The organism is Curtobacterium sp. MCSS17_005 (assembly GCF_003234225.2).
Classification (GTDB): domain Bacteria; phylum Actinomycetota; class Actinomycetes; order Actinomycetales; family Microbacteriaceae; genus Curtobacterium; species Curtobacterium flaccumfaciens.
Window position 1 is genome coordinate 2072510 of record NZ_CP126258.1, and the last position, 13865, is coordinate 2086374.

General features: G+C 71.5%; 11 protein-coding genes and 1 tRNA gene. 2 read left to right on the top strand and 10 right to left on the bottom strand.

The genetic code is table 11. The features are described from left to right. Positions 1 to 30: 30 nt before the first annotated feature. Entirely contained in the window at positions 31 to 1359 is a 1329-nt protein-coding gene (locus tag DEJ20_RS10005) for a M20/M25/M40 family metallo-hydrolase (RefSeq protein ID WP_111236777.1), read from the bottom strand. A gap of 161 nt (positions 1360 to 1520) precedes the next feature. Between DEJ20_RS10005 and DEJ20_RS10010 the strand changes: the two genes are divergently transcribed. Then, positions 1521 to 1606: transfer RNA gene (locus DEJ20_RS10010), tRNA-Leu, on the top strand. A 429-nt stretch (positions 1607 to 2035) separates the two neighbouring features. On the opposite strand, the gene DEJ20_RS10015 is transcribed toward DEJ20_RS10010, so the two are convergent. The 7 genes from DEJ20_RS10015 to DEJ20_RS10045 form a co-directional block, all read right to left on the bottom strand. Continuing rightward, entirely contained in the window at positions 2036 to 2620 is a 585-nt protein-coding gene (locus DEJ20_RS10015) for a CxxCxxCC domain-containing protein (protein ID WP_111055571.1), read from the bottom strand. Between the two features lie 11 nt (positions 2621 to 2631). Further along, a complete protein-coding gene (locus tag DEJ20_RS10020; RefSeq protein ID WP_111236776.1) occupies positions 2632 to 3771 on the bottom strand; it encodes a zinc-dependent alcohol dehydrogenase in 1140 nt (379 codons plus the stop codon). A gap of 207 nt (positions 3772 to 3978) precedes the next feature. Further along, on the bottom strand, positions 3979 to 5307 hold the full coding sequence (locus DEJ20_RS10025; protein WP_111236775.1) for an NAD(P)/FAD-dependent oxidoreductase: 1329 nt from the start codon (positions 5305 to 5307) through the stop codon (positions 3979 to 3981). Between the two features lie 32 nt (positions 5308 to 5339). After that, positions 5340 to 5549, bottom strand: coding sequence for a hypothetical protein (locus DEJ20_RS10030; protein WP_017887301.1), 210 nt, complete (start codon positions 5547 to 5549; stop codon positions 5340 to 5342). Between the two features lie 7 nt (positions 5550 to 5556). Next, a complete protein-coding gene (locus tag DEJ20_RS10035) occupies positions 5557 to 7347 on the bottom strand; it encodes a DEAD/DEAH box helicase (RefSeq protein WP_111024996.1) in 1791 nt (596 codons plus the stop codon). 188 nt (positions 7348 to 7535) lie between these two features. Beyond that, entirely contained in the window at positions 7536 to 8780 is a 1245-nt protein-coding gene (gene dinB / locus DEJ20_RS10040) for a DNA polymerase IV (protein WP_111236774.1), read from the bottom strand. Positions 8781 to 9166: 386 nt separating this feature from the next. Beyond that, positions 9167 to 10330 carry an acyl-CoA dehydrogenase family protein gene (locus tag DEJ20_RS10045; protein ID WP_111236773.1) on the bottom strand — a complete coding sequence of 388 codons (1164 nt, stop codon included), beginning with the start codon at positions 10328 to 10330 and terminating at the stop codon, positions 9167 to 9169. A gap of 23 nt (positions 10331 to 10353) precedes the next feature. Here DEJ20_RS10045 and DEJ20_RS10050 point away from each other — a divergent pair, with 23 nt between their 5' ends. Next, positions 10354 to 11148 (top strand): SGNH/GDSL hydrolase family protein, encoded by a 795-nt coding sequence (locus DEJ20_RS10050; RefSeq protein WP_071244716.1) that lies wholly within the window; start codon positions 10354 to 10356, stop codon positions 11146 to 11148. A 46-nt stretch (positions 11149 to 11194) separates the two neighbouring features. On the opposite strand, the gene DEJ20_RS10055 is transcribed toward DEJ20_RS10050, so the two are convergent. Both DEJ20_RS10055 and DEJ20_RS10060 read right to left on the bottom strand, forming a co-directional pair. Further along, positions 11195 to 12529, bottom strand: a complete 1335-nt coding sequence (locus DEJ20_RS10055; protein WP_181431665.1) for a serine hydrolase domain-containing protein — start codon at positions 12527 to 12529, stop codon at positions 11195 to 11197. A gap of 42 nt (positions 12530 to 12571) precedes the next feature. Next, positions 12572 to 13804 carry a D-alanyl-D-alanine carboxypeptidase family protein gene (locus DEJ20_RS10060; protein WP_146245521.1) on the bottom strand — a complete coding sequence of 411 codons (1233 nt, stop codon included), beginning with the start codon at positions 13802 to 13804 and terminating at the stop codon, positions 12572 to 12574. Between the last annotated feature and the right edge of the window lie 61 nt (positions 13805 to 13865).

Genomic DNA, 13865 nt, shown 5'->3' on the forward strand with positions numbered 1-13865 from the left:
GCACCGCCACGACGGCGACCATGAACAATATCAGTACGTGGCGAGCAGGTCGCCCAGCACCCGCCGACCGAACGCCAGCGAGTCGAGCGGCACCCGCTCGTCCACGCCGTGGAACATCGCGGGGAAGTCGACACCGGCCGGCAGCTGCAGCGGCACGAAACCGTACCCCGCGATGCCGAGCGTCGAGAGCGCCTTGTTGTCGGTGCCGCCGGACAGCAGGTACGGCAGGACCGGGGCGCCCGGGTCGTGCCGGCCGAGGACGTCGCGGACGGCGTCGACCAGCGGGCCGCCGAAGTCCTGCTCGAGGCCGATGTCGCGGAACGACATGACCACCTCGACGTCGGGCCCGGCGAGCTCCCGCACCCGCTCGAGCACGGTCTCCTCGTCACCCGGCAGGCAGCGGATGTCCACCAGGGCCTCGGCGGTGTCCGGGATCACGTTGTGCTTGTAGCCGGCGGTCAGCACCGTCGGGTTCGACGTGGTGTGCAGCGCGGCGTGGATGAACCGCGACGCCGAGCCGGTGGCCAGGGCGACCTCGTCCGGGCCGGTGACCGTCGGGTCGACCCCGAGGAACCGTGCCACCTCGGCCACCATCGCGTCCGTCGTGGCCGAGAGCCGGACGGGCCACTCCTCGCTGCCGATCCGGGCGACCGCCGCCGCGAGCTTCGTGACGGCGTTGTCGCGGATCACGTGCGAGCCGTGGGCAGCGGTGCCGCGCGCGATCAGCTTCACCCACATGAGCGCCTTCTCGCCGGTCTGCAGCAGGTAGGCGCGACGGTCACCGAGCGTGATCGAGTACCCGCCGACCTCGCTGATCGCCGCCGACGCCCCCGCGAAGACCTCCGGGTGCTGGTCGACCACGTGGTGGGACCCCAGGACTCCCCCGGCCTCTTCGTCGGCGAAGTACGCGATCACCAGGTCACGCTCCGGCGCACCGTGCTGTTCGATGACGTCCGCCAGCGACGTGAGCATCATCGCGTCCATGTTCTTCATGTCGACGGCGCCCCGCCCCCACAGCGAACCGTCCTTGACCACACCGCCGAACGGGTCGACCGACCAGTTCGCCGGATCCGCCGGCACCACGTCGAGGTGCCCGTGGACCACGAGCGCCGGCTCGTCACGGTTCCGACCCGGCACCCGCGCCACGACGCTCACCCGGTCTGGCTCCGACTCGAACAACTGCGGCTCGAGGCCCAGCGCGCGGAGCTTGTCCTCGACGTAGTGAGCTGCCTCCGTCTCCCCACGGGACTTCCCCTCGCCCCAGTTCGTCGTGTCGATGCGGATGAGGTCGCGGGCGATCGCCGCGGTGGCCTCGAGCTCGGGCACGGACTGCGGCTCGGAGGGCTCCGGGTTCGTCATGGCTCCACGGTATCGGTCGGCACCGACCCCGTCGCCGGGACAGCGCGCGCAGGACTCGCCCGGGATGCGCGACCGTGTTCATCGCGCGTTCAGACCCGTGCTAGTGTCTTCTCTCGGCAGGAACGCCGGGTTCAACCCGGGAAACAGACACCAGACACCCTGTCCGGGTGGCGGAATTGGTAGACGCGCTAGCTTGAGGTGCTAGTGCCCGTATTAGGGCGTAGGGGTTCAAGTCCCCTCTCGGACACAGGAAATGCGTGCCCCCTGACCTTTCGGTCGGGGGGCATTTTCTGTTGTGTCTTCCCGGCGAGTGCCGCCATCGCTGCGCTCAGGGCGTCACCGCCTCTGGGGCGCCACTTCGCTGCGCTCAGGGCGATCCACGTGCCACTTCGCTGCGCTCAGGGCGACCTCCGCGCCGGCGCCACTTCGCTGCGCTCAGGGCGATCTCCGCGCCACCTCGCTGCGCTCGGGGCGGTCGGGGCAGGCGCAGGAGGGCGGGCTGTGGACGTGGGACGTGCGGACGGGAGGCGCGGGGCGGGGCCGGAGCGCGCCTCCCGGCCGCAGTGGGCGCGCGTCGCGAGACGGTGCGAGGTTGCGCACTCCGTGTGACGGAACACGTTCGCACCGAGTGGGCAACGCCGCACCGTGCTGCGAGCCCCGCGCGCACCGCGCGCGATCAGCGCGAGCGGCGCACCCGCCGCACCACCAGCACGACGGCGCCGAGCGCCGCCAGCCAGCCCCAGTTCGCGACCACCGGGTCGAGCACCTGGTGCCGCCAGTCCGACCGACTCGACCCCAGGCGCGACGCAACAGGGTGGTTCCCACGCTCCGCCGCGACACCGGTCTCGCTGATCACCCGGTCCGGCCGACCCCGCAGCGCATCGGTCACCCGGTGCGTCGCGACGTCCAGGCGGTCCCCCACGACGAGCAGCATCCAGTGCGCCAGGCGGCCCTCGCTGAACCGCCGGTAGGCGTACCGCCGGACGATCCCGGCGACGCCGTGCAGGGGCTGCGCGGTGCCGAACACCGGCGTCACGTGGGCGTGCTCGATCGAGCGCTCCCGGCCGTGCGCACCGTCCTGCTGCGGCGGGAGGTCCCAGTGGGCTCCGGTGGCCGAACCGGCCTCGCGGGAGAGCTTCGGGACGGACGGCCGGTCCGCCGGGTCGAGGTCGCTCCCCCACCCCGGGATGCGGGCACGGAGTTCCTCGGCCGACGGCACCCGTCGGGGTGGATCGGCGATGTACGGGGTGTGGTCGGACATGTCGGGCCTCCTCACGGCACGACGACGGTCTTGATGCAACCGTCGAGCTTGGACGAGAACAGGTGGTACCCCTCGGCGATGTGCTCGAGGGGGATGCGGTGCGTGATGATGTCGCTCGGCTTGAAGTGCCCAGCCTGGATGTGCTCGAGCAACCGCGGCCACTGGCGCTTCACGTGCGCCTGGTTCGTGTGGATCGTGACGCCCTTGTTCATCGCGTCCCCGAACTTCACCGCGCTCGGGATCGGCCCGTACGCGCCGACCGCCGAGACCGTGCCGCCCTTGCGAACACCGTCGATCGCCCAGTTGAGCGCCGTCGGGGACCCGCCCTGCAGCTTCAGCTTCGAGGCGGTGACCTGCTGGGTGAAGTTGCCGTCCGCCTCGGCTCCGACGGCGTCGATCACACTGTCCGCACCCAGGAAGTCGGTCTGCTTCTTCATCTCGAGCACGACGTCGTCGACCTCGGCGAAGTTGATCGTCTCAGCGTGCGCGAAGCTCCGGGCCTTCTCGAGCCGGTACTCGAGCTGGTCGACGACGATCACCCGGCCGGCTCCCATGAACCACGCCGACGCCGCGGAGAACAGGCCGACCGGCCCGGCACCGAGCACCACGACGGTGTCGCCCTCGCGGATCGACGCCAGCTGCGCCCCGAAGTACCCGGTGCCCAGGGCGTCCGTCATCATCAGAGCGTCCTCGTCGTCGAGCCAGTCCGGGATCACCTGCGGGCCGACGTCGGCGAACGGCACCCGCACGCGCTCCGCCTGCCCGCCGTCGTAGCCGCCCGTGGTGTGCGAGTAGCCGAAGATCCCGCCGACTGCGGTGGCGTTCGGGTTGACGTTGTGGCAGTTCGTGAACAGGCCACGGGCGCAGAACCAGCAGGTCCCGCACGAGATGTGGAACGGGACCATCACGCGGTCCCCGACCGACAGGGTCTCGACGGACGAGCCGACCTGCTCGACGACCCCGATGAACTCGTGGCCGAACGTGTGCCCGACGCGGGTGTCGGGCATCATGCCGTGGTACAGGTGCAGGTCCGACCCGCAGATCGCCGCCCGCTCGACGCGGACCACGGCGTCGTTCGGGTGTTGGATCCGTGGGTCCGGCTTCTCCTCGACGCGGACCCGGTAGGGGCCGCGGTACGTCATGGCGCGCATGGACGCTCCTCTCGCTCGTCCGTCCACGCTGGCGCGCGCGACGTTGGAACGGACACAGGACCGCAGATGGCGGACAGCCGGTGGACGTCCGCACAGACGGACGGGAGGCGCGGTGCCAGCTGGCACCGCGCCTCCCGTCCGATCTGTGGGTGCGTCTAGCTCTTCGACGCCTCGACGAAGTTGCGGCCTGATGCCGCGTTCCGTCTCCTAGCTCTTCGACGCCTCGACGAAGTTGCGTCGCGGGTCCGTCTCCTTGATGAGCGAGGTCGCGTCGCGACCCGACACGGCACCGGTGATCCAGCCGATGATGATGCGGGCCTTCCGGTTCAGGGTCGGCATCGCGTACACGTGGTACGCGCGGTGCGCGAGCCACGCGAGCAGGTTGGTCATCTTGATGCCCTTGATGTTCGCGGCCCCCTTGCCGACACCGTACGACGCGACGGTGCCGATGGAGGGGTGGCGGTACTCCTCGAGCGGCTTGCCGGTGATGGTCGCGACGATGTTGTCGGCGGCGACCACGGCCTGGCGCACGGCGTTCTGCGCGTTCGGCGGGTAGAACGCCGGCTGCTTGTCGGCGGTCAGGTCGGGCACCTGCGCGACGTCACCCAGGCCCCAGACGCCCTCGACGACCTGGTGGGTGTCCTCGGGCTCGACCTGGAGCTTCGCGTTCGCCGCGAGGTGGCCCTTCGGCCCGCGCGGCAGGTCGGAGGCGTCGAGGAGCGGGTTCGGCTTGACGCCCGCGGTCCAGACGAGCAGACCGGTGGCGAACTCGTCGCCGTCGGAGAACTTGACGACACCGCCCTCGGCGCTCGGCATGGTGGTCTTCAGGCGGACGTCGATGCCACGGGCACGGAGCGACTCGAGCGTCCACTTGGACAGCTCCGGGCCGACCTCGGGAGCGACGCGGTCGAGGGCGTCGATGAGCACCCAGCGCGGCTGCTCGCCGGCGAGCGACGGGTAGGTCTTGATGGCGGCCTGCGACACGTCGAACAGCTCACCGATCGCCTCGACGCCCGTGTAGCCACCGCCGACGAAGACGCTGGTCAGCAGACGGCGACGCTCGTCCTCGTCACGGGTGGCAGCGGCCTTCGCGATGTTGTCGAGGAGCTTGGCGCGCACGTAGGCGGCCTCTTCGACGCTCTTGAAGCCGACGCCGTACTCCTCGAGCCCGGGGGTCGGGAAGGTGCGGGTGACGGAACCGAGGGCGACGACGAGGTGGTCGTAGCCGAGGGTACGGTCGTCGCCGCCGGCGGTCGCGATCGAGACGGTCTTGTCCGCCGAGGAGATCGCGGTGACCTTGCCCTGGATCACCCGGGTCTTGCGCAGTGCACGGCGCAGCTCGACGGTGACGTCCTTCGGCGCGATGTGGCCACCGGCGACCTCGGGCAGGAACGGCAGGTACGTGTAGTAGGTGTTCTGGTCCACCAGGGTGATGCGCATGGGCACCGTGGCCGCGTGCTTCTGGAGCTGCTTGACCGTGGTGTAGCCAGCGGAGCCGCCGCCGAGGACGAGGACGTGAGGGATCGAGTCTGCCATTCCTCCGGTCTACCGGACTTTGGCTTGGCGCGTCATGAGTTCCGCGGCCTGTCGCGGAGCCGCCACCACGCGGTCTCGGCCAGTTCGGGTCCGGTGAACACCCCGTGCGGGGTGCGACGGGACTCGGTGAGGGAGAAGCGGCGCAGTCGGTAGCCGCCGCCGAAGCGGTCGATGATCGCCTCGGGTGACGCCTCGGGGTCGCGCTTGACGTACCAGGTGCGGTCGTCGACCGGCTCGATCACGCCGCGGTCACCGTCGTCCGCCGATGCGGGAGCGCAGGATGTCGATGCGCTTCTGGATCTGCTCGATGCTCGCCTGCGCCACGGCCGGGCCACCGCTGATCCGTCGGAGTTCAGCGTGGATCGAACCGTGCGGTTCGTTCGAGTGCCGGGACCAGATCGACACGAGCCGGGCGAGCTCGGTGCGCTGCTCCTTGATGGTCATGTACATCGGGCGGTCGGGCTCGGGCGCTTTCGGCATGCCGTCCTTGGCCGTGCGGCCCTTGGAGCGCTTCGCCTGCGTCGCCTGACGGGCACGCAGGAGGTCGCGCACCTGGTCGGGTTCGAGCAGCCCGGGGATGCCGATGAAGTCGAGTTCCTCGAGGGAACCGACCTCACCGCCGGTGCCGAACTCACCGCCGTCGTAGAGGACACGGTCGAAGGACGCCTGCGAGTCGAGTGCCTCGAACGGCTGGACCTCGAGCAGGCTCTCGGACGCGCGGTCTTCCTTGTTGGCCTCGGCGACCATGGCGTCTTCGGGGTTGTACATGCCGTCGTCGGCGTCCTTCGGGCGGTCGAGGGCGTGGTCGCGCTCGAGCTCGAGGGTGGCGGCGAGGGCCATCAGGCCGGGGACGCTCGGCAGGAAGACACTCGCGGTCTCGCCGCGGCGACGGGCACGCACGAAGCGGCCGATCACCTGGGCGAAGAACAGCGGCGTGCTCGCGCTCGTGGCGTAGACCCCGACGCAGAGCCGTGGGACGTCGACACCTTCGGACACCATGCGGACGGCGACCATCCAGCGCGAGGTGTCGTCGGCGAACGCGCTGATGCGGCTCGAGCCGGCGGCCTCGTCGGACAGGACCACGGTGGGACGCTCCCCCGTGATCTGCTGCAGGATCCGGGCGTAGGCACGTGCCGTGGTGGTGTCGGTGGCGATGACCAGGCCGCCGGCGTCGGGCACACCACGACGGACCTCGGTCAGGCGCTTGTCGGCGGCGGAGAGCACGGCCGGCATCCACTCGCCCTCGGGTGACAGGGCGGTGCGCCAGGCCTGGGCCGTGATGTCCTTCGTGACCTGTTCGCCCAGGGACGCCGACATCTCGTCGCCCATCCGGGTCTTCCAGCGCATCTGTCCGGCGTAGGCCATGAACAGCACCGGCCGGACGACGCCGTCCTTCAGGGCTCGGCCGTAGCCGTAGTTGTAGTCGGAGATCGAGGTGCGGATGCCCTGCTCGTCGGGGGCGTACTGCACGAACGGGATCGGCGCGGTGTCGGACCGGAACGGGGTCCCCGACAGCGAGAGCCGGCGGGTGGCGCCGGAGAACGCCTCTCGGATGCCGTCCCCCCACGTCAGGGCGTCGCCACCGTGGTGGACCTCGTCGAGGACGACCAGGGTGCGGCCGCCCTCGGTGATGCGCTTGTGCACCTCGGGGTTCATGCCGACCTGGGCGTACGTGATCGCCACGCCCTGGTAGTGCCGGCCGAACATGCCGTCGCCGTTCTTGAACATCGGGTCGATCCGGATGCCCACACGGTCGGCGGAGTCGGCCCACTGGCGCTTCAGGTGCTCGGTCGGGGCCACGACGACGATGCGGTCGACGGTGCCGCGGGCGAGGAGCTCGGTCGCCAGCCGCAGCGCGAAGGTGGTCTTGCCGGCGCCGGGGGTCGCGGCCGTGAGGAAGTCGCGGGGTTCCTTCTCGAAGTACTTCGTGAGTGCTTCGATCTGCCAGGCGCGGAGCTTCGAGGCCGTGCCCCAGGCGGCCCGGTCCGGGAACGCCGGCGAGAGGTGCTGGACGGCGGAGTTGCCGGCCGCTTCGGCCAGGGCCGCGGCATCGGCTTCGGCACGGGCTGCGTCACCGTGCGCCTGGGTTTGGTCCGCCTGGCTGCCGTCGTGCGTCGGCGACGATCCGCCTGCGCCGGACTGGTCGTCACCCGACTCCGCCCACAGCGTGGCGGGCTGCTGGTCTTCGTACTCCGCTGCGCTCACTGAACCCGATTCTACCGCCACCGTCAGTCCTGCCGAGCGTGCGGGACGCCGCCGTCGGGGGTCCGGCGGACCAGGGATGCCGGTCGCAGCACGCCGGCGCCGAAGCGTGCGGCGACCGCGTCGACCGTGGTCTCGGTGTCGCGCCACGGCGCGTCGTCGTCCCATAGGGCGTTGCTCGCGGCCGCGGGCACGAGGTTTTCGCCGCGCACCCCGATCAGTCGGATCTGGTTGCCCGGTCGGTGCAGCACGTCGTACAGCTCGACGGCTTCGCGGTGGAGGCGCTTCGCGACGTCGGTGGGCTCCGCCAGGGTGCGCGACCGGGTGAGGGTGGTGAAGTCGGTGTACCGGACCTTCAGTGCCACGGTCCGGGCCTGCACGTCGGCCTGGCGCAGGCGGACGGCGACCTTGTCGGCCAGGCGCAGGAGTTCACGGGCAACGTCGTCGCGCTCGGTCAGGTCGCGGCCGAACGTGACCTCGTGCCCGATCGACTTCTCACCGACGCCGGTGTCGACCACGCGTGGATCGCGACCCCACGACAGGTCGTGCAGCCGCTGCCCACCGGCCGGGCCGAGTGCCGACACCAGTGACCCGAGCGGGGTGTTCGCCAGGTCGCCGACCGTGCGGATGCCCCGGCGTTCGAGCGTCTCCTGCGTCTTGCCGCCGACGCCCCAGAGCGCGGACACGGGCTGCGGGTGCAGGAACGCCACGGTGTCGGCGGCGGGCACCACGAGCAGGCCGTCCGGCTTCGACCGGCTGGAGGCGAGCTTCGCGACGAACTTCGTCGATGCCGCACCGACGGAGCAGTGCAGACCGGTCTCGGCGAAGACCGCGCGGCGGATCGCCTGGCCGATCTGCCACGGGGTGCCGTACAGGCGGAGGGCGCCGGCGACGTCGAGGAACGCCTCGTCGATGCCGAGCCGCTCGACCCGCGGGGTGAACCGGTCGAAGATCGCCATCACCGCGGCGGACTGCGCCCGGTACTTCTCGAAGTGCGGTTCGACGATGACGGCGTTCGGGCAGCGGCGCTTGGCGACGGCCATCGGCATCGCGGAGTTGACGCCGTAGCGACGGGCTTCGTAGGTGGCGGCGGTGACGACGGAGCGGTCGGAGTCGTGCCCGACGATGACCGGCAGCCCCACGAGGTCGGGGCGGTCGAGCAGTTCGACGGAGGCGAAGAAGGCGTCCATGTCGACGTGCAGCACGGTCGCCGAGACGTCGTCCACCGGTGCGTCGGAGACGAGGCGGTTCCGTCCGTCCTGCTTGCTCACACCGAGATGATGCCAGGCGCCGCCGACATCGCCGTGCGGGGCGTGCTCACGGCCGCTCGGTGCGAGGTTCGTCCCGTCGTGCGCGGTTGCTCGCCCACCGTCGCACCGTGCGCCCTTCGCGACTCGGTGCCGAGTTGGTTGCACCATGCGGCGCCACAGGGCCGCACTGAGCGGGCAAGCTCGCACCGGCCGACCGACCCGGCACCGTGCGCGGCCGCGCCACGCCGCCGTCACGCCCACCGCACCGTGCGGCCTTCGCGACTCGGTGCCGGGTTGGTTGCACGGTGCGGCGCCACAGGGCAGCACCGAGCGGGCAAGCTCGCACCGGCCGACGGACCCGGCACCGTGCGCGGCCACGCCAACCTCGCACCGTGCGAGCGCAGCGCTCAGCCGAGCGGGCCGAGCACCGACGCGGCGATCGTCCGCGCCGCGGAGTCCCACGACGACGGGTGGTACTGCCCCGCCCGGACGTCCCGCGCCAGCCGCGCCAGCTCGCTCGACGACCGGAACGCCGAGCCACCGACGACGCGCATGGCCTCGTCCACGACGTGCTGCGCGGTGTCCACGGCCCGGGCCTTGGTTCCGACGAGCAGCGGAAACCAGCGGGCTCCGAGGTCGTCGAGCTCGTCGACCGACCGAGCCAGCGAGTCGACCTGCAGCGTGATCGCGTCGACCGAACCGCGCAGGTCGGCGATCGCCCGGCGCACGTCGGGGTCCTGCGACCGCGGGGTGCCGTCGGCCCCGGTCCGCCCCGCCACGGCGGTCGCCGCGAGCGCGATCGCCCGCTCCGCGATCCCGGCGTACACCGAGGCGATGAGGAGCTCGAACGACGCGAAGATGCCGAACACGAGCGGATCCTGGTTCGGCCCGACCGGCAGCGACCGGACGATGCGGTCGGCGGGGACCTGCACGCCGAGCAGCTTCGTGGTGCGGCTCTGCGTCGCGCGCATCCCGAGCGTGTCCCAGTCGTCCAGGTGCTCGACGTCGCCGTCCGACCGCAGGACGAACCCGTGCACGAGCCGTGGCTCCGGCCCCGAGGTGTCCTTGCCGAAGACGCTCATGACGTCCCACGCCGGTGCGAGGGACGTGAAGACCTTCGTCCCGGTGAACCGGTAGCCGCCGTCGCCGTCCGGCTCCGCAGTCGTCGACGAGTCGAACAGCACGGCGTCGTTGCCGGGTTCGCTCACCCCGAATGCGAGCAGGTGGTCGTCCGCAGCGTGGTCGGTGACGGCCTGGAGGAACGACTCGCCTCGCGCACGGACGGCGCGGGCCGCCTGCACCCACACCTGGTGCATGCCGAGGCCGAGTGCCGTCGCCGGTGCGGCCTGGGCGAGGGCGCGCTGCACCCGTGCGGTGGCGCGGAGGCCGAGGCCCGCCCCGCCCTGCTCGACGGGGACGCCGATCCGCAGGTAGCCGGCGGCGCGGAGCTCGTCGAGGTCCTCGGTGCAGAACGCGTTCGCGGCGTCGTAGCCGGGGGCGCGCTCGGCGATGCGGCTGAGCATCTCGTCCGGCACCGACCAGCCGACGGCGTCCGTGTTGGCCTTCGTCATGCCACGAGACTAGGGTCCGGGACGTGTCAGATCGTCATCCTTGGACCAGGTACGTCGCGATCGGTGACTCGTTCACCGAGGGCATCGGGGACCCCGACCCCACCGTCCCGGGCGGCAACCGCGGCTGGGCGGACCGCGTCGCCGAGGTGCTCGCACACCAGACCGACGATTTCGCCTACGCGAACCTCGCGATCCGCGGGCGGTTGCTGCAGCAGATCATCGACGAGCAGGCCGAGGCCGCCGTCGCCCTGCACCCGGACCTGATCACGGTGTCCGCCGGCGGCAACGACATCATCCGCCCCGGCTCGGACCCGGACGAGCTCGCCGAGCGCGTGGACCGGCTCGTGGCCGACCTGCGCCGCGACGGAGCCACCGTCGTGCTGTTCACCGGCCCGGACGTCGGGATGACCCCGGTGCTCGGCATGGTCCGCGGCAAGACGGCGATCTACAACGAGAACCTGCACGCCATCGCCCTGAAGCACGGCGCCCTGGTGGCGAACATGTGGGCACTCCGGGTGCTCCGGGACCCGCGGATGTGGGCTCCCGACCGGCTGCACCACTCCCCGATGGGCCACTCGACGATCGCCGCGGCGGTGCTCGACACCCTCGGTGTGCCCCACGGGCTCGAACCGTTCAACCCGGACCCGCTCGAGGCTCGGCCGTGGCGCGAGGCCCGCGCCGAGGACCTCGGCTGGGCCAGGGAGTACCTGGTGCCGTGGGTGGTCCGGCGCATCAAGCACACCTCGTCCGGCGACGGGGTGTCGGCGAAGCGACCCGAGCTGCAGATCGTCACCGAGCACCCCTCCGACACCCCGTAGACGCGGCGCGGGGCCGAGGGACGAGAGGCCGCGGAGCCGCGGGCCCTCAGTCCCCTGGGCGCCGCAGCGTGAGCGGTCCGTCGTGCAGCGGCTCGGTCTGCCAGCTCGTCGTCGTCGATCCCGTGGCGGGGTCGATCCGGACGTGCGCCAGGTGCGGGGTCTCGACGAACCGCACGTCGACACGGACCGTCCCGTCGTCAGCGACGGCACCGCTCGCGGCGAGCGGGCCCTCCACGGCCCACTCCCCCTGCCCGACAGGCACCGACAGGGAGCCGCCGTCGACGTCGAGCGTGAGCCGCCACCCGTCGCCGTCGCGGGCCAGCGGACCGGCGTCGGCGAGGCCCTGCAGCGGCCCGCCGTCGACGGCGGGCAGTCCCAGGGAGGCGAGCCGGGCCTCCAGGACGGATGCCGAGGACGCGTCGGACGCGCGGTCGACGGCGGGCAGCAGGTGTTCCCAGACCGCGTCGAGGACGGCCTGCATGTCGAGGCTCTGACCGGTCATCGCGAGGACGACGTCCTGCTCTGGCAGGACGACGCAGAACTGGCCGTAGGCGCCGTCGCCGCGGAAGCCGTGGCGGGCCATCCAGAACTGGAAGCCGTAACCCTGGGACCAGTCGGGGTTGGCCTCGTCCGGGTTGGCGACCTGCGTGCTGGTCGCCTGCTCGACCCAGTCGGCGTCGAGGATCCGCTCGCCGTCCCAGACGCCGCCCTGCAGGTACAGCTGGCCGAGCTTGGCGACCGCGTCGGTCGGCGCGTAGCACCCGCTGTAGCCGAGCTCCGCGCCGGTGTCGTCGCGGCGCCAGGCGAGGTCGTCGATGCCGAGCGGATCGAGCAGGTGCGGGCGGAGCCACGCGACGAGGGAGCCGCCCGTCACGCGCCGGACGATCTCGGCGAGCGTGTACGTGCACGGCTGGTTGTAGGCGAAGACCGTGCCGGGCTCCTCGTCCGGCGGGACCAGCAGGAACCCGCGCACCGTGTTCGTCGGGTCGAGGGCCTGGGCGCGGTCGATCGTCTCCTCGCGGTGGCCGCTCGCCATCGCGAGCAGGTGCCGGACGCGGATGCGGCGACTGCGTTCGTCGGTGACGTCGGCGTCGAGCTCCGGGAAGTACGACAGCACGGTCGCGTCGAGGTCGATCAGGCCCGCCCGGACGGCGATGCCGACCCCGGCGGCGGTGAAGCTCTTGCTCAGCGAGTAGAGCAGGTGCACGTGGTCCGCGGCGTAGGGCTGCCACCAGCCCTCGGCCGCGACCTGGCCGTGCCGCAGCAACATGATGCTGTGCGGCTCCACGGCGGGCGTCGACTCGAGGGCGTCGAGCAGGGCGGTCACGCCGCCGGGATCGATGCCGAGGGCGGCGGGGGTGGTCCGGGGGAACGTCGTCATCGTCGTCACCCGACCGACTCTACGGTCGGCGGACGACGGGCGTCACGCCCCCTGGAACGGGTTCGTCCAGCGCCACCAGACGCCGGGGTCGTCGATCGTGCGTTCGAGCACGAGCGGCACCGTGACCGGGTCGTGGTCGGAGATGCGGAACCGCACCTGCCCGACCCGCTCGCCCTTCGTGCCGAAGGTCACCTGCTCGAGCTTCGCCTTCGCGGTGACGGTCGTCTTGCCCCACACGAGCACCTCGGCGGCCTTCGTCGTGACCGCGTCGGCCTCGTCCTGCCACGGGGTCGAGAAGGTGCCGAAGGTCTGCCCCTGGTGCGTGAGCGTCACCACCTGGAAGTTGTCCGCCACGGACCGCAGCAACCGCTGCACGTCGACGTCGAGGGAGTCGTGGTCGACACCGCCGAGCATCACCCCGACGACGGTGACGTCCCTGCCGCCGCGCTCGTACGTCGCCGCGAACAGCAGACAGGCGCCGGCTTCGTCGAGGGTGCCGGTCTTGATCCCCTCGATGCCGTCGAGCCCGAGGAGCTTGTTCGAGTTCTCGATCTCGCCGACCGTCGGGATCGTGACGTCCCGGGTACCGACGATGTCCTTCACGACCGGGTTCGCCAGCGCGAGCTGCCCGAGCTCGACCAGGTCGGTGGCGGTCGAGGTGTTGTCCGGGTCGAGGCCGGTCGGCTCGTGGATCGTGGTGTCGTCCAGGCCGTGTTCGTCGAGCCAGTCGTTCGCCGCGTGCTCGTAGGCGGCGATCGAGCCGAACGCCCAGATGGCGAGCGCACCGGCGTAGTTGTTCGCCGACTTCATCAGCATCACCTGGAACGTCTGGTGCTCGGTGAGCTTCAGGCCGGCGGGCATCGGGGCGACCTCGCCGTTCTGCGCCGCGTACTTGGCGTACAGGCCCTCCATCTGCTCCGTGAAGCGGATGGACGGGCCGGACTCCCCCGCGGCCATCGGCTTCTCGTCCAGCACCACGAGCGCCGTGACGACCTTCGTGATGCTCGCGATCGACCGGGGCTTCGTGTCACCGCTGGTGCGCAGGCTCTCCGGGAAGTCCGTCGCTTCGACCGCAGTCGCGCCGTACCCCGGGAAGCTCAGGGCCGGGACGGTCGTCTTCGGTGCTGAGTACGTGGTGGTGCTGGCGCTCGCCGGGCCGAACGGCACGACGGCCGCGGCGACGAGGTACCCGGCCACCAGGAGCAGGACGGCGACCACCGAGATCGTGACCGGCCTCCGGACGGCGGAGCGGGGGCGGCGGACGACTCGTGACACGGGACCCGAGCGTACCGGTCCGCGCCTCGGCCGAGGCTGCGACGGGCTGGTCGGGCTGCCG

Excerpts from the sequence above, each read along its gene's own strand:
- DEJ20_RS10005 (WP_111236777.1), bottom strand. The coding sequence starts at position 1,359 with ATGACGAACCCGGAGCCCTCCGAGCCGCAGTCCGTGCCCGAGCTCGAG.
- DEJ20_RS10015 (WP_111055571.1), bottom strand. The coding sequence starts at position 2,620 with ATGTCCGACCACACCCCGTACATCGCCGATCCACCCCGACGGGTGCCG.
- DEJ20_RS10020 (WP_111236776.1), bottom strand. The coding sequence starts at position 3,771 with ATGCGCGCCATGACGTACCGCGGCCCCTACCGGGTCCGCGTCGAGGAG.
- DEJ20_RS10025 (WP_111236775.1), bottom strand. The coding sequence starts at position 5,307 with ATGGCAGACTCGATCCCTCACGTCCTCGTCCTCGGCGGCGGCTCCGCT.
- DEJ20_RS10045 (WP_111236773.1), bottom strand. The coding sequence starts at position 10,330 with ATGACGAAGGCCAACACGGACGCCGTCGGCTGGTCGGTGCCGGACGAG.
- DEJ20_RS10055 (WP_181431665.1), bottom strand. The coding sequence starts at position 12,529 with ATGACGACGTTCCCCCGGACCACCCCCGCCGCCCTCGGCATCGATCCC.